The sequence below is a fragment of the Mesorhizobium sp. M2A.F.Ca.ET.042.01.1.1 genome, from assembly GCF_003997405.1.
Taxonomy (GTDB): Bacteria; Pseudomonadota; Alphaproteobacteria; order Rhizobiales; family Rhizobiaceae; genus Mesorhizobium.
Window position 1 is genome coordinate 1 of sequence record NZ_RZRX01000146.1, and the last position, 15,936, is coordinate 15,936.

The window sequence follows — 15,936 nt, forward strand, 5'->3', positions numbered from 1 at the left end:
CTCACCGCCCCGCCCGCAGCCGCCGCCAACGCTGCATGAAGTCCTGCGCGAGCTTGAACAGGCGCGGGTTGTCGCGCACGAAGGCGACGCCCCGGCCGCGATATTTGATGGCGCCGCTCGCGGCCAGGCCCTTCAGCGTGATGCCGTAGCAAAGCTCCGACAGAACCGACCTCACCGCGCCCATATGCTCCTTGTAGCTCTGGTTGCCGACCGACAAGTCGAAATAGTCGAAGCCCTGCCCGCGGCCCCAGCGGATCAGCTCGCCCATGATGCACAGCCCGGGCGAAACGTTGGGCACCGCGGCCTGGTCGATCGCGACCAGCAGCGCATGCAGTGTGCCGAGATGGACCGAAAGGTACTGGACCGCGACCATGACGTCGCCGGCGCGCAGGCCGAAGACGCGTACTGAACCGTCCTTCAGACCGCGCTGCGCCGCGCTTCGGTAGAAATCGGCGACCGGCGGCCGCGCCAGGAGATCGAACCGGCCGAGCTCGCGAAAACGGCTGAGCCGCATTTCGACCAGCTTGCCGAAAATCGAGTCCACCAACGCCGGCGTGTCGGCTTCCACCAACGCCAGGCCACCATTCCGATCCAGACGGCGCAGGTCCTTGTTGAGGGCCTTGACGAAGGATGGGCGGCAGATGCGCTTGACGACGGTCTCGGCGTCGCCATCCATGGCGATGCCGTAGCGGGAATGGATGGAATCGCGCGCCGGCGAAAGCAGCGCCAGGGGATTGGCGACGCCGCCGATCTCCTTCGGGATACCGGTGATGTGAATGCGGTCCGCCGGCGGCAGCACGGAAAGCACCGCCGCCCAGGCGGCCTCGGCGGACTGCCTGGTCCAGGGCGTGGCGTCGGCGAGCAAGGGTGCCGCGTAGTCGCAGACCCCGCAGCTCAGCCACTCGATCACCCAATGGCCGAACGCGCGGCGCCGCATCAGCGGCACAAGCATCACAGGTTCGCCCGTCGCGGCGTCCCGCAATTCGACGATGGCCAGTTCGGCTTTCGGGGGCATGAGCCGCTCGACGATCCCCTCGGCCCAGGCGAAATGCTGGTGGCCGGTGCACACGCCGGTCGTCTCGAGACGCAGCCAGAGCGGCTTGGCCGTTTCCAGGCTGGTGTGCAACTCCGCCACGTAAGCGATGCCAGCGGCGCCGGCGTGGGGCGCGGCCTCGCCGTCGGCCGGGTCGGTCGTCATCGCGGCCATCGGCATTGCCTGGCTTGCCACATCATTCTCCTATCGTCTCTGCACGGCGAGCGTCGCCGCGCGGCGCCAGGCGCCGACCATCGTGGGGCGCTGCTCGTTGGGGTGCTTGAGGTTCCACATGCGGTTGGCCGTGAAATACCATGAGGCCACCAGCACGAAGGTCTCCGACACCGCGGCGCCGGCCAGCGCCCATGTCGACGGCGCGACGGCCAGCAGGATGCCGATCGTCGCCAGCCCGACGATCGCGCCGGCCATGGTGATGAAGGCGACGATGCGGAAATCGCCCAGAATCTCGAGGACCACGCGCGGCATCACATAGGCCATGATCGGCACGAAATTGGCGATGGCGAAAATCCCGATCAGGCCGACCGAGGCATGCTGCAGAGCCTGCGATTTGATCATCGGCAGGATGAACAGGACGCCGCAGCCATAGGCCAGGCTGCCGCAACCCATGACGAGCGCCCAGATCTTGGCCTGCGTCCAGACGCGGTCGAACTCCTTGTTGCGCACCAGCTTTGCAAGTTCCGGCTGCAGCATGTTCGAGAAGGCAAGGCTGGAGATGCGCAGCGGCGCGAACAGCACCAGCACCGCAGCCAGTGGGGCGTAGGCGGCAGGCCCGGCGATGCCCGCGACCAGCAGCGCCAGGGATTGCCCCTGGATGTTGGTGGTGGTGGCGCTGAACCCCGACCAGCAGAGCTGCGGCCAGAGCTTTGCATAGCGCCGCCAGGTCGGCGCGCGAAACGAGACGCGCAGCCTGCGGCGCGCCAGCTTCACCAGCACGGCGATGCCGACGATGTTGGCCGCGGCAAGTGCATAGAAGGTGGTCTGAAGCGCGTTCGCAAAGAACCAGATCGCCGCTGCCGCCAGCACGATGCCCGCGATCGTGAATGCGGCGTCGCTGATGGAGACGACAAGTTGCATGCGGCGCGCGAAGAATGCCGTGCGCATATGGCTGCGCAGCGACCAGGCGCAGACGAAGCAGGCGGCGCCGATGCCGCTCGGGTCGCCGAGGAGGCGCATCAGCAGCCCCGTGCCCAGCCCCATCAGCAGCGCCACCACAAGCGCCGCCGATCCGAAGGTCATGTCATAGGCGTCGACGCCTATCCTGTTGGTGCTCTTGCCCATCCATATGGCGGCCGGAACGGCGGTGAGCGAGCGGATATAGGACAGACCGACGCCGCCCATCACCATGGCCAGCGCGAAGAGGCCGTAACCTTCGGCCGACAGAAGATGCAGCAGCGCGATGTTGAGAGCGAAATGGAAGCCGCTCTGCATCGCCTCGCCGCCGATCATCAGCATGAGGCGCCGCACCAGATGGGCCGGGAAGGTGAACTTCACGGGCTCGTCTCCGCCTCGCGGGCGACGCCCGCCCGCCCTCGCCGCGGCGTCGCCGCTTTCAGCTTGTCGGCCACGATCGCCACGATCGCGGCGGCGGCGATATGCTCGCTGAAGAGCGTCTCGTAGCGCGCCCGGCCGGCGGCGGCGAAGCCGCGCCAGAGCTCCGGCCGCTGGATGATCTCATTGAGCTTGCCGGCAAGGGCCTTGGCATCCCCCGGCGGCACATGCCAGCCGGTCTCGCCGTCGGCCACCACTTCCACCAGTCCGCCGATCGCCGACACCAGCGGCGGCCTGCCCCAGCCCATCGCCTCGATGGCGACGCGACCGAGCGATTCCGGGCGGCGCGACGGCACCGCAACGATGTCGGCCCAGCGGTAGTGGTCGGTGGGGTCGGAGACGAAGGGCAGCACCTCGACATGTCCGGTCAGCCCCATGCGATCGACCAGCTCGGCGAGCGCCTGCTCGCGCTCGACGCTTTCGAAGGCGCCGCCGACGAGACGGACCTCGACGCGATTGCGCAGCGCCGCGGGAAGCGAGGCGACCGCTTCGAGCAGCACCTCCTGCCCCTTGATGCGGTTGACGCGGCCAAGCAGCAGGACCCTGAGCGGGCGGCTGCCGTCATAGGTCACCGGCAGGGCAGCCAGCGGCCCGGCGACGCCGTTATAGACGACATGCGTGCGCCGCCCCCTGGCATCGACGGCCGGCGGATCGCCGAACGTTGCGCGCGTGGCGCGCGAGTTGAAGATCAGGTCCGCACGGCTCCAGCGCATCAGCGCGACAAGCACCTTGCGCAATATGCCCTCGGGGATCTCGTGGATGTGCAGCAGCGCCTTGCGCGGCAGAAGCCGCGCGGCCAGCGCATAGTCGGCGATGATCGAGGTGTTGATGTAGGTCAGGTCGCTGCCCCGCATGCGGCGCCAGGCGCGCCAGAGCGCAGCGGGCAGCCGCGCCATCTCGACGGTGGCGAGCCTGAGCATCGCCTGGCGCCTGAGCACCCAGAGCGACTCAAACACGATGCGGCTGGCATGCGGCTTGAGGATCTCGACGATCGGCCCCTCGCGCGGCAGCACGACCTCGATCTCGGCGGCCGGAAACGCGGCGCGCAACGCAGCCACGCTCTCGGCGAAGCTGCGGTCAGAACCATAGAGCTCGTAGCCTTGATGAACGCAGGCAATGCGCATCACTCTCTTTCCACCTGCACCTCGAGTCCGCTCGGCACCGGGCCCTTCAAGCGCGGAAGAAACTTCATGCCAAATCCGCACGCCGCTCCACCCAGCGGTGGCCACTGCAGGCCCGGGAGCAAGGATCGTGCCGGCTTCCTGATTGCCCTGCTGCGGCCCTGGTACCCGACCGTGCCCCGTATCGACACAGATACGTCGCGAAGGTTGACCGATAATGAAGCAAGCCCCGCGTTCTGAAGAGAAATTTTACACCTTCATGCGAGTATCCACCCTTGGGGGTACCCCTGGCACGGAAGTTGCTGGGCGGTCATTGACATAGCAACAACCATGACCGGACCCCGGGGGGAATCCTTTTATTTTGAAACCGGAACGACCTTCCAACCCGATCGAAAAGCCTTCGATCCTGATCCTGGGCACGCGCGGCATTCCGGCTTCCCACGGCGGCTTCGAGACTTTTGCCGAGCGGCTGGCGCTTTTCCTGGCCGGACGCGGCTGGAAGGTCGGCGTCTATTGCCAGAAGGAAGTCGAGCGCGTCGACCAAAGGGTGACGAGCGACATCTGGCGCGGCATCGAGCTCATCACCATCGAGGTCGCCTCCAGGGGTCCGCGCGCGACGCTGGAATTCGACTGGCAATGCGTGCTCGACGCCGCCAGGCGCCCCGGCGTGTGCCTGGTGCTCGGCTATAACGGCGCGGTGTTCCTGACCTGGCTCAGGCTCATGCGGCGCAAGATCATCACCAATATGGACGGCATCGAGTGGCGGCGGCCGAAATGGGGGCCGGCGGCGCGCGCCTGGTTCTGGCTCAACGAATGGATCGGCGCCTGGCTCTCGCAACGGCTTATCGCAGACCACCCTGCGATCGCCGACCATCTGGCGACAAGGCGGCCGCGCAGCGCCATCGCCACCATCGCCTACGGGGCCGACCCGGTGACCTCGGCGCCGGAGGAACCCGTTCGCGCGCTCAGGCTCGAGCCCGGCAAATATCTGGTCTCGATCGCGCGCATCGAACCCGACAACAATATCCTGCCGATCATCGAAGCTTTCCGCCGCCGCGATCGCGGCGACATGAAGCTGGTGGTGCTGGGCACGCTCAACGACGAGATCCCCTACCATCGCGCCGTGCGCGAGGCGGCAGGCACCACGGTGATCATGCCGGGCGCGATCTACGACCAGGCGACCGTGAAGGCGCTGCGCTACCATGCGCGCGCCTATATGCACGGCCACACTGTGGGCGGCACCAATCCCTCGCTGGTCGAAGCGCTGGCCGCCGGCAACATGGTGATCGCCCATGACAACCGCTACAACCGCTGGGTCGCCGGCGAGGCGGCGATCTATTTCAACGACACCGACAGCCTGAGCGCACGGATCGACGCGGCGCTGGCCGACGACGCGCTGGTGGCGCGCTGCAGCAAGGCGGCGCGGGCGCGCGCCCGCGAGGACTTCCGCTGGGAAGACGTGCTCAGCGCCTATGAGAAGGAAGCGCTGCGGCAGCTCGGCGGCGCCACCGCCGCGCCGGCGCAAGCCGACCGGGCCAAGCACGCATGACTGGGGCACGCATGACTGGGGCACGCATGACTGGGCACGCATGACCGGCTGGTCTCGCCGCCGTCTGCTCGGCGCGGCGCTGGTCGCGGCGACGGCGCCGCTGGCGGTCCCGCCGCTTGTATCTAAAGCGCGCGCCGCCGGCGAATGGCCTTTCAGGCGCGGCGTCAACGCCTGGCCGTGGTTTGCGCTGACGCGCGAATTTCCCGCTCCACGCACCGACTATGACTGGCCGCCCTTTCAGTCGCAGCGCCCCGTGCCGACGCCGGCCGACCTTGCCCGGCTGCGCGCCAGCGGGCTTGACTTCATCCGCCTGCCTGTCGATCCGGGCCCGTTCCTGGCCGCCGATGCGGGCCGGCGCGGCGACCTCATGGCGATGCTCGGCGCTGCGGTCGAAGCCGCCCTAGCCGCCGATCTCGGCGTCATCGTCAACGTGCAGGCCAATGGCGCCACCCATTACTGGAACCCCGAGCGCATGGTTTCCAGCACCGGCGCGCCGGAATTCGCCCGCTACCGGGCCTTCGTCGCCGACGTGGCGGGTATGCTCAAGGACATGGCGCCCAGCAGGGTCGCGCTGGAGCCGGTCAACGAGCCGCCGCAGGATTGCACCTCCGAGGTGTGGCCCAAGGTGCAGGCGGCGCTGCTGACCACCGCGCGAAGCTCGGCGAAAGACCTGCCGCTGCTCACCACCGGCGGCTGCGGCTCGATGGTGCGGGGCCTCACCGCGCTCGATCCGGCGCCGCTGGCGGAATTCGAGCCAATCCTGTTCACCTTCCACTTCTACGAACCCTACCTGTTCAGCCATCAGGGCGCGCCATGGATGGGCGAGCCGGTCTATCGCGCGCTGAACAACGTGCCGTGGCCGGCCTCGGCCGGCTCATTGGAGCAGACGCTGGCCTCGGTCCGGGCCAGGATGGCTGAGGATACGGAGAGGTCCGACGAAGCCAAGAAGGCCGCCTATGCCGAGACCGAGAAGGTGCTGAAAGTCTATTTCGACGCCCAGCCCGACCGCCGCTTCATCGACGGCTATCTCGCGCAGGTGAGCGACTGGGCGGACGGCCATGGCATCGCGCCCGGGCGCATCATCATGGGCGAGTTCGGCGCGTTGCGCACCGACGCCCGCTACACCGCCGCGCCCAATCCCGACCGCGCCCGCTACATCGCCGACGTCCGACAGAGCGCCGAAGCCGCCGGCTTTCCCTGGGCGTTCTGGGACCTGTTCGACGGCATGGGCATGATGGACGACATAACCCGCGCGCTCGATCCCGCCATGGTCGAGGCGCTCGGCTTGACGATGCCGCCAACTTGATTTGTTGAATCAGCAAACCACGCCAAAGCTTTGGTTTGATGCGGGAGCCGGCGGGCGGGAGCCGATACATTTTTGCGAAATCGAGCCAGCGGCTCACAAATAAGGCGTGCCGGCCATTGCGGCTCTCAGGCCCGTCGCCCCCTTGTCGACGAGCGCCAGGAAAGCTTCATTCGCCTTCTCTCGGCTGCGCGTCTCGCGAAAAGTGCGATGCGCTTCGAGGAAGGCGACCGTCCAGGTCGCCAGCAGCAGGCTTGCCGCGAGACGGGCGTCGGGATCGGCGCCATCGCGCCCGACCGCTTCGGCCAGCGCCGCGGCGACCAGGTCGGCCAGTTCGTCGCGAATCGCCCGCGCCCGCCCCTTCAGGGTCTCGCTGCCGGCGACTGTCGGCACCAGGCGCTCGCTTCTGGCTGAAAACTCGACGACGGGACTTTTCTCCGCCACCAGCCGGTGCGCGAGCCGGCACAGCGCCTCCAGCGGGGCGACGCCGGCCGGGCGCTGCCGCACCGCGTCGCGCAGCATCTCGCGCCCCTCCTCGTCGCGGTCGAAGAACATGTCTTCCTTGCGCGGGAAGTGGTTGAACACCGTCATGCGCCCGACATCGGCGGCCTCGGCGATCTCGTCCACCGTCACATGATCGAAGCCGCGCTCCATGAACAGGCGCGTGGCGGTGTCGGAGATGACCTTGCGGGTGGCGAGGCGCTTGCGGGCGCGGCGGTCTGATGGTTCGGGCATGGCTTCTCGTAGCATGATTTATGTACTCAGTACATATTCGTATTGACTCCGCTTCGCCAACACGCGATATGTGTACTCAGTACATATTAAAACTCAGTACACACACGTTTGATACCCCGGCGCGACGCGATCCGCCCCGGCTAACAAGCCTTTGCTCACGGAGCTAACCCATGAACAAACCCCTCGTTGTCATCTTTGCCGCCATCTGCTTCGACGCCGTCGGCATCGGCCTCGTCTTTCCCATCCTGCCGCGTCTCCTCGAGGCGGTGACGCACAGTCTCGACATCGTCGCCTATATCGGCGTCATGACCGCGCTCTACGCGGCCATGCAGTTCGTCTTCGCGCCAGTGCTCGGCGCCTTGAGCGACACTCTGGGCCGGCGGCCGGTCCTGCTGATTTCGCTGGCGGGCGCGGCGATCAACTACCTCGTCATGGCCTTCGCGCCGCAGCTCTGGATGCTGTTCATCGGCCGCGCCGTCGCAGGGCTCACCAGCGCCAACATTGCCGTGGCGACGGCCTACATCACCGACATCACGCCCGAGGATAAGCGCGCCGGCCGCTTCGGCCTGTTCAGCGCCATGTTCGGCATCGGCTTCATCATCGGCCCGGTGCTGGGCGGCGTGCTCGGCGACCACTGGATCCGCCTGCCATTCATCGCCGCCGCCCTGCTCAACGCCGCGAACCTCATCCTGGCCGTCTTCGTCCTGCCGGAGTCGCGCCCGCCGGCCCGCAGGAAGATAGACCTCGCCGCGCTTAATCCGCTGAAGCCGCTCGGCTGGGTGTTCTCGATGAAGGGACTGCTTCCCATCGTCCTCGTCTATTTCATCCTCTCCGGCGCCGGTGAGGCCTACGGCACCTGCTGGGCGCTCTGGGGTTTCGACACATTCGGGTGGAACGGCCTCTGGATCGGGCTTTCGCTCGGCGCGTTCGGGCTTTGCCAGACGCTGGCGCAGGCCTTCCTGCCCGGCCCGACCGCCCGGCTGCTCGGCGAGCGCAAGGCCTTCGTCGCCGGCATCGCCTGCGCATGCATGGCGCTCGCCGTCATGGCCTTCGCCGATCAGGGCTGGATGGTGTTCGCCATCATGCCGGTCTTCGCGCTCTCCGGCATCGGCACGCCGGCCTTTCAGGCGCTGGCGACGAGGCAGGTCGACGCGGAGCGCCAGGGCCAGTTGCAGGGCGTGCTGGCCTCGGCCGTGAGCCTCGCCACCATCATCGCGCCGCTGTCCTTCTCGACCCTGTACTTCGCCATGCAGAAAGAATGGCCCGGCGCGATCTGGCTGTCGGTGATCGCGATCAACCTGGTCGCGGTGCCGCTGGTGTTGCTTGGGACGCGGAGGCATGAGGCGAGCGGGGTGGCTGTGGGTGCAAACCTCTCGCGGTCGTCATTCTAGGGCGGAGCAAGGAGCGAAGCGACGCGCGCAGACCCTAGAATGACGACCGCATAAGGTGTCGCCTCCTCCCATCGCCGGGCGCCGGTCCCGCGATCCCCCGCGCCGGCCTGTACAGCGCCAGCGCGATCACCACGAATTTGGTCATCAGCGTCGTCTTGGAGGCGATGCTTTCGGAGGTGTTGAGCAAGATGAGCCAGCCCAGCATCGGCAGCCAGATGCCCGGGTGGCAGCGGCGCGCGACCTCGTGCATGAACAGCGCGAAGCCGAAGAAGATCAGGAGCGTGAAGAAGGCGCCCTGGTAGAGCGTCAGGCGCAGGATCGGGTTCTCGATGCCCTGCTCCAGGCCGCTGATGCGGCGCATGCTGTCGAGCAGGTCGACATCGGGGCCGACGATCAGGTCGCGCAGCTCCAGATGCCGGAAGAGGTCGAACATCTCGACGCGGGCGTTGGCGCTGCCGCTGTCGGAGACGAAACGTTGGAGCAGAGCGTCGAAGAAGCCGTAATAGCCGGCAAGCGCGATCGCCAGCGGCAGCAGCGCGGCGAGCATGATCACCAGCGCGGCGCCTAGAAGGTTGACGCGCCCGGTCCTGAGCTGTGCCAGGCCCTGGATCAGCAGATAGACGCCGCCGAGCAGGATCGTCAGCACCATGCCCGAGCGGCCGCCGAAGGCGACCAGCGCGCAGAACTGCAAGCCGACAAGCGCCAGCCTGAGCGGCGTCGACAGCGAGCGCGAACCCGACAGCAGCGCCAGCACATAGATCGAGGTGACCGTGGCATTGGAGAGCGGATGCCCCTGCAGCGCGGTGGAGCGCAGATCATTGACGAACACGGCGCCGTCGAACCTATAGGGGAACACCAGATGCTTGGTGCCGAACTCGAACAGCGCCATCAGCGCGTTCACCGTCATCACGGCATGGATGACGATCCGCATCTGGGCAAAGGTCTTCTCGTCGTCCTCGCTGAGCAGCAGCACGACCAGCGCCGGGGCGACGAACGTGTCGATCATGCCCGCCATGCCGGGGCGCTGCCTGAGGATGACGACGAAGAGAAGTACCGTCGAGATCACCGCCATCAGCATCGTTGCCGGCCGCTTGTTGGTGACATGGACCACATAGCCGACCGGATTGCCGAAGGTGCAGGCGCGCCAGACGAAGACGAGCACGAAGAGATAGGTAGACGGGTGAATCTTGCTCAGCGGGCTGCCCTGCAGGCCGTCGTAATTGTAGCCGGCCAGCCACAGCATGCCGCCCGAGATGGAAAACAGAAGCAGCACCGCAACGGTGATGCCAAGACGGGTCAGCGTGTCGACCGGAACAGTGCGCGGGCCCGCCATGCCGTAGCCGGGGACAGGCCGGGCGGGACCAGCCAGGATCGAGGCCATGTCAGGCCGCCTCGTCGACCAGCATGGCGCCGGTCGGCAGCCGTCCCATGACCGAGACCGCTTCGGAGGTCGAGGCGACGTCGCGCATCGGCGTCGCGTTCAGCCTGGCGACGAGCAGGATCTCGTCGGCCATGGCGACCAGCGGCAGGACGTTGAGGTCGTCGGCCAGGGCGCCGCCGTCGATGACGACGAGCTCGAAACTGTGGTTGGCCTCGGCCAGCATGCGATGGGCGAAATAGAGCGCCTGAGCTTCCTGGAACACGGCTGCCGGCCGGCCCCGGCCGATCAGCGCGACGGAACTGCCCGGCGCATAGCGGCTGACCGCGTCGAGCGGATATTCGCCGCGCAGCACGTCGAGCACGCCGGGCTGCGGGTCCTTCTGGCCCTTGCCGGCATTGATGTCGATGAACAGCACGCGGCGGCCCCTGGCCGCCGCCGCGTTGGCGAGCTGCCATGCCACCCTCGAGCGCTGCGCCTTGTCCTCGGGCGGCGACGCCACCAGGATCGAGGGCACCAGCGGCCAGTCGGGCGGACGCCTGGTGGCGGCGGCGATGCGCTGCAGCGCGAGCCCCGCCACGGCGTCGGTCTTCTGCGCCACGCCGCCGGAGCGGCGGCGTCCCCTGCCCGGCAGCACGCCCAGCACCGGCGCCTCGATGGCCGTCTGCATCTGGTTGGCGGAAAGCACCGTCGGCGAGAGATATTCGGCGATCAGCGCCATGCCGATGCCCAGCGCCAGCCCGCCGAACACGGCGCCGAACACAAGCAGGCCCTTCGGCGGCCAGCTCTTCTTCAGCGCCGGCATGGCTTCGGAGATGATGCGGGCATTGGTGCTGTCGACATTGGTCTGCTCGCGCGTTTCTTGGGCGCGCTGCAGGTAGTTGGCATAGACGGTGCGCACGGCGTCGAGGTCGCGCTGCAATTCGCGCAGGCGCACCGAAGCCTGGTCGGTATCGAGCGATTTCGACTTGAGCGCCGCCACCTTGGCCTGCAGCGCCTGCTGGTTGGCCAGGGACCGTTCATAGTCGGTCTCCGCAGCGGTGACGATGCGGCCAAGCTCGCGCTGGATCAGCACGCGCAGGTCGCGCAGCTGCTGCTGGGCGGCGATCATCGAGGGGTGGCGCGGCCCGAGCCCGGTGCCGAGTTGCGCGATCTGGTCGACCAGCGCCGCTTCCTGTGCCCTGAGGCTCGAAATCGTCGAGGAGCGCGTGGCTTCCGAGGTCGCGTCCGGCGCGCTGCCCTGCCTGCGCAACTGATCGACCTGCGCCTTCAGTTGCTGGGTTCGCGCCTGCGCGGCGGTCAGCTCGGCATTGAGCCCGGTCAGTTCCTGGTCGCTCACCAGATTGCCCTGGGCCATCACCATGTTGTGCTGCAAGCGATAGGCCTCGACCGCGTTCTCGGCCTGCTCGACGCGCTTGCGCTGTTCGTCGAGCCGCGCAGTGATCGCCTCGGAGGCCTTGGCCGCCTTTTCCTTGCGCGCGTCGGCCTGGTCGGCAAGGTAGGCGGTGGCGATGGCGTTGGCGATGTCCGACGCCTTCTGCGCGCTCTTGGCGGTGATGATGATGTTGAGCACCAGAACCTTGTCGTCGCGCTTCACGGCGAGCACGCGGCGCAGCGAATCCAGCGTGGTCGCCGTCCTGTCGGTGTCGCTGTCGCCGAAGAGCATGCCCATCCAGCGACCGAGAACGCCCTGCCCGTTGAACTCCGGATCCTCGGTGAGGTTCTCCGCCTTGATCGCGCGCAGCAGGACGCCGTTCGACTGCGCGACGCTGACCTGGCTCTCGACCTGGGTGATGCCGCCGTCGGGCGAGATGCGGCTCGGATTGACGTCGTTGGTGACGACCTGGAGGTCCTCGGGATCGACGATGATCTGCGCCGTCGAGGAGTAGAGCGCCGGCGTCAGCATGGTGTAGACGAGCGTCAATGCGGTGAGCAGCGCGGTGACGGCGAGGATCAGGAAGCGGCGCCGCAGCAGGATGCGGCCGAGATCGCCAAGCTCGACCGTGGCGGACGCTGGCGCCGGTGCGGGCGCATAATAAGCTGGCGCCGGCGCGACCGCCTCCGGAGCGTTCTGCTGGGGGACCATGAGCAGGGGTGGTTGCAAAGGTCGCTCCGACAACGCTCCATCGGCCGGCAAGACGAGAAATGCGGCGTTGGCTTAGCTATTCCCGGCAACGATTAAAACACTGTTAATTATGTTCATAAATTGGGCCTGCCCTGGCACGAAGTTTGCACCGACACGGTGGAAATTAGGTGCAGCTGAAATTGGAGACATCGTGCGTATGCGGCGGGAACTAGACCCGGCGGGCCTGCCTGCCGACTCCGGAGGCGAGACGCCCGGGGACCGGCCATGCGCCTGAGCCTGCGCCTCAACGGCGACCGCGTGCGCGCTTTCCATGTCGCGCTGGCCGAAAGGCTGTCGCAGCTGCCCGGGATCGAGCTTTGCGTCGACGCGCGTCCGGCGGCGGGCGGTGTGCCGCAGGCGGCCGAGGCGCTGTTCCAGCTTGAGACGCTTATCCCCCGCCTGCCCGCCAATGGGACGGCCAGGCGTGTGCCGATTTCGACGCTCGCCGGCCATGCGAGGGCATCCACGCCGGCCGATCTCACGATCGACCTCGTCGGCGATGTCAAGCCGCAAGGCGGACAGGTATGGCGACTCGCCTATGACGGCGTCTGCGGCGAGGAAGCGCTGCTGGCGCTCATCCTTGCCGGCCGCACGCCGCTCGCCCGGCTGGAGCAGAACGGCGCGACCATCGCCGAAGGGCGGCTCGGCACCGAATATCACGGCATTGCGCTAGCGTCCTTCCAGGACATGCTGGCGCGCACGGCCAGCCTGATCGTGGCGGCGGTCAATGGCGCCGCACGCTCGCACCTGCCTGTGCTGCCCGAACCGCCATCCGGGGCGTCGTCCCCGCTTATGCCATCGGCCACGAAGCTCGGCGTGCGGGCCGCCAAGGCCACGGCGCGGCGCATCGTCCAGCAGATCTATCATCTGTGCTACAACGCTCCGCACTGGCGGGTCGGCTGGCGCGAGACCGGAGGCCGGGACCTCTACGAACTGCGCGCCCATCCGCAATCGGGCTGGCGGGACCTGGCCGACGACGGCAGCCGCTTCTACGCCGATCCGTTCCCGGTGCTTTACCGCGGCCAGGTGACGCTGTTCGTCGAGGACTATATCCACCGCACCGGCAAGGCGATCCTGTCGGCGGTGGCTTTCGGACCGAACGGACCGGCGGGCGTCCCGAAGCCGGTACTGGAACTGCCCTACCACCTCTCCTATCCCTTCGTGTTCGAGCGCGACGGCGAGATGTGGATGGTGCCGGAAAGCGGTGCCAACCGGACCGTCGATCTCTACCGCGCCACCGCCTTCCCCGGCGGCTGGGTCAAGGAAGCGACGCTGTTGTCGGACATCGTCGCCAGCGACGCAACGCTCACCGAGCATGGCGGTCGCTGGTGGATGTTCGCCACCGTGCGCGACGGCGGCGGCGCCTTCTCGGACCAGCTGCATCTGTGGTCGGCGCCGGATTTCCGCGGGCCGTGGACGCCGCATCCGAAGAACCCGCTGCTGATCGACATCGCGTCGGCGCGCCCCGCGGGACGCATGGTGAGCCGCGGCGGGCAGCTTCTGCGTCCGGTGCAGGATTGCCGCAGGAGCTATGGCGCCGCGCTCGGCATCGCGCGGGTCACGCGGCTCGACGACACCGGCTTCGAACAGGTCGTCGAGACGATCCTCAATCCCGGCGCCGGCTGGGCCGGCCGCAAGCTGCATACGCTCAACGAAGCGGGCGGGCTGGAATTCATAGATGGTTCGGCAATGGCGCCGCGCTGGAAGCAGCGGCGAGAGAACATGCCAACGGGCCTTGGAGACAAGCAATGAGCACCACCGTGAACCGCGAAACGCCCGCAGCCCCGCCCGGCCGGACCGAGGCGGAAGTGGCGATCGTCGGCGCCGGGCTGGCCGGAACCGTTCTGGCGATAACGCTCGCCAAAGCTGGCCGCAAGGTGGCGCTGATTGATCCGCATCGTGTCCACCATGACGAATTCCGGGCCGAGAAAACCCGAGACGAACAGATGGGGCTGTTCGACAAGCTTGGCCTTGGCCAGGTGTTCAGATCGCTCTCCACGCCGATGACCGATCTCCATGTCTTTCGCTTTGGCCAGTTGTTCGAGCGCAAGCAGACCTTCGAATACGCCTTTTCCTACGCGCCGCTGGTCAATGGCATGCGCGCGGCGCTGCCTCCGGAAGTGCCGCTGACGGTGGGCAAGGTCGCCGAGGTGTCGACCGGACCGGACCGGCAGCGCCTGGTGCTCACCGACGGCTCCGTCATCGATGCGCGGCTTCTGGTGGTGGCCACCGGCTACAGCGAGGCGGTGCGGCGCGCCATCGGCGTCGAGCGCATCGAGGAATCGAAAGCGCATTCGCTGTCGATGGGGTTCGATCTGACGATGACGCCGCAGGAATTCGGCCTGCAGTCCCTCACCTTCTACGCAAGGCGGGTCGCCGATCGCATTGCCTTTCTTACCATCTTCCGGATCGGCGAGCGGCTGCGGGCGAACATGTTCGTCTATCGGACCGTCGCCGACCCGTGGGTGCGGGCGTTCCGCGAGAACCCGCAAAAGATGCTGCTGGACCTGATGCCGGAGATTGCCCAGCGATGCGGCAACTTCGCCGTCGCCAGCGAGGTCGAGGTGCGGCAGGTCAGCCTGACGACTACACAGGGCCATCGCCGCGACGGCGTGGTCTTCATCGGCGATGCGTTCGCCACGACCTGCCCTGCGCAAGGCGACGGGATAAACCGTGTGCTAACCGATGTCGATTGCCTCAGCTCCACGCATATTCCCGCCTGGCTCGAAACGCCCGGCATGGCGGCCGACAAGATCTGCGCCTTCTATGACGATCCGATCAAGGTCGCGGCCGACACCAGGGCCCTACGCGCCAGCATCTATGCCAAGCGCATCACCACCGAGACGGGGCTGGAATGGCGCCTGCGCCGCCTGCGCAACAACACCGCGCGGCAGTTGATGGTCTTCAGCCGACGTATCCGCGAGGGCGGAAACCCGGCCGAGCCGCGCGCGGCGTGAGAGGGGCGCTGCGCCGCCGGGCGCGCCTTGGGCACGTCATCGTGAGTGAGCTTACGAATCCGTAAGTCGCGTCCCTCGCGATGCCCGCTTAAACCAAAGGTGAGCAGTGTCTCCTGCTCGGCGGGACAGCACTCCCGTCGCACAATGGCCCGCTGCCGCTCCCATCGGTTCGGCAGCGGGCTAGCGGCGGCACGCAAGGGACCGGCTCTCACCGCCGCGGAGCCAACACCCTGGTTGCCTCGGATCGTTTGCGCCGCCCGTGATAGCCGCTTGAACGCCCGAAAGGCGCCGACTGGATCCGCGCCTTCCGCGCGCCCGGGGATTGGCCCCGCGCCGCGCTTCGCCCTATCTTCAAATCGAAACAAGGACAACGACCATGACCCGCATCCGGGCGATGACGAGGAAAGACCTTGCCGATGTGTCGCGGCTGCTCGGCCAATCCTGGCGGCGGACCTACGCGCCGATCATGGGCGACGAGACCGTGGCCAGGCTTTCCGACGAAAGGCACGCGCCGGACCAGCTTGCGCAAGAACTCAAGGACGAGGACAAGATGTCCTTCGTCGCCGAACGCGCCGACGGATCGATCGCCGGCTATACGATGGCGGCGATGGACGCCAAAGGCGACGTCACGCTGGAGCGGCTGCATATCGAGCCGCAGGCATTCGGCAGCGGGCTCGCGGTCGACCTTCTGCATGCCGTGCTTGCCGCGCATGCCGGCATCCCGTCGATCGCGCTGGAGGTTATCGAAGGCAACGACCGCGCGATCGCCTTCTAC

The 15,936-nt window shown here is 67.4% G+C and carries 12 protein-coding genes; 6 read left to right on the forward strand and 6 right to left on the reverse strand.

The annotated features are described in order from the left end of the window. Window position 1 precedes the first annotated feature (1 nt). Genes EOA23_RS21275 through EOA23_RS21285 form a run of 3 tightly spaced genes read right to left on the reverse strand, consistent with a single transcriptional unit; the run spans window position 2 to window position 3,726 of the window. Window positions 2-1,228 (reverse strand): GNAT family N-acetyltransferase, encoded by a 1,227-nt coding sequence (locus tag EOA23_RS21275; RefSeq protein ID WP_245474278.1) that lies wholly within the window; start codon window positions 1,226-1,228, stop codon window positions 2-4. 9 nt (window positions 1,229-1,237) lie between these two features. Next, window positions 1,238-2,545: a hypothetical protein gene (locus EOA23_RS21280; RefSeq protein ID WP_127305586.1), complete on the reverse strand. Its 1,308-nt coding sequence runs from the start codon at window positions 2,543-2,545 to the stop codon at window positions 1,238-1,240. Beyond that, window positions 2,542-3,726: a glycosyltransferase family 4 protein gene (locus EOA23_RS21285; RefSeq protein WP_127305587.1), complete on the reverse strand. Its 1,185-nt coding sequence runs from the start codon at window positions 3,724-3,726 to the stop codon at window positions 2,542-2,544. Before EOA23_RS21285 ends, EOA23_RS21280 begins: the two co-directional genes overlap by 4 nt. Before the next feature lie 358 nt (window positions 3,727-4,084). Between EOA23_RS21285 and EOA23_RS21290 the strand changes: the two genes are divergently transcribed. Both EOA23_RS21290 and EOA23_RS21295 read left to right on the forward strand, forming a co-directional pair. Beyond that, complete coding sequence (locus EOA23_RS21290; RefSeq protein WP_245474279.1) at window positions 4,085-5,272, forward strand: DUF1972 domain-containing protein; 1,188 nt, start codon at window positions 4,085-4,087, stop codon at window positions 5,270-5,272. A gap of 40 nt (window positions 5,273-5,312) precedes the next feature. Continuing rightward, window positions 5,313-6,578 carry a cellulase family glycosylhydrolase gene (locus tag EOA23_RS21295; RefSeq protein WP_127305595.1) on the forward strand — a complete coding sequence of 422 codons (1,266 nt, stop codon included), beginning with the start codon at window positions 5,313-5,315 and terminating at the stop codon, window positions 6,576-6,578. Window positions 6,579-6,671: 93 nt separating this feature from the next. Here EOA23_RS21295 and EOA23_RS21300 read toward each other — a convergent pair whose 3' ends face one another. Next, on the reverse strand, window positions 6,672-7,310 hold the full coding sequence (locus EOA23_RS21300; protein ID WP_127305589.1) for a TetR/AcrR family transcriptional regulator: 639 nt from the start codon (window positions 7,308-7,310) through the stop codon (window positions 6,672-6,674). Window positions 7,311-7,480: 170 nt separating this feature from the next. On the opposite strand from EOA23_RS21300, the gene EOA23_RS21305 reads away from it, so the two are divergent. Beyond that, complete coding sequence (locus tag EOA23_RS21305; protein ID WP_127305590.1) at window positions 7,481-8,701, forward strand: TCR/Tet family MFS transporter; 1,221 nt, start codon at window positions 7,481-7,483, stop codon at window positions 8,699-8,701. Between the two features lie 34 nt (window positions 8,702-8,735). On the opposite strand, the gene EOA23_RS21310 is transcribed toward EOA23_RS21305, so the two are convergent. Both EOA23_RS21310 and EOA23_RS21315 read right to left on the reverse strand, forming a co-directional pair. After that, window positions 8,736-10,034 (reverse strand): VpsF family polysaccharide biosynthesis protein, encoded by a 1,299-nt coding sequence (locus EOA23_RS21310; protein ID WP_245474280.1) that lies wholly within the window; start codon window positions 10,032-10,034, stop codon window positions 8,736-8,738. A 49-nt stretch (window positions 10,035-10,083) separates the two neighbouring features. Further along, window positions 10,084-12,183 (reverse strand): Wzz/FepE/Etk N-terminal domain-containing protein, encoded by a 2,100-nt coding sequence (locus EOA23_RS21315; RefSeq protein ID WP_127305591.1) that lies wholly within the window; start codon window positions 12,181-12,183, stop codon window positions 10,084-10,086. A 246-nt stretch (window positions 12,184-12,429) separates the two neighbouring features. Here EOA23_RS21315 and EOA23_RS21320 point away from each other — a divergent pair, with 246 nt between their 5' ends. From EOA23_RS21320 to EOA23_RS21330, 3 genes are all read left to right on the forward strand, one after another. Beyond that, the gene (locus tag EOA23_RS21320; RefSeq protein ID WP_127305592.1) at window positions 12,430-13,956 is read left to right on the forward strand and encodes a formyl transferase; all 1,527 of its coding nucleotides are present in this window, start codon (window positions 12,430-12,432) and stop codon (window positions 13,954-13,956) included. Further along, on the forward strand, window positions 13,953-15,161 hold the full coding sequence (locus EOA23_RS21325; protein ID WP_127305593.1) for an NAD(P)/FAD-dependent oxidoreductase: 1,209 nt from the start codon (window positions 13,953-13,955) through the stop codon (window positions 15,159-15,161). Before EOA23_RS21320 ends, EOA23_RS21325 begins: the two co-directional genes overlap by 4 nt. A 376-nt stretch (window positions 15,162-15,537) precedes the next feature. Beyond that, window positions 15,538-15,936: GNAT family N-acetyltransferase (locus tag EOA23_RS21330; RefSeq protein ID WP_145966451.1), on the forward strand; the 399-nt coding region annotated here is incomplete at its 3' end.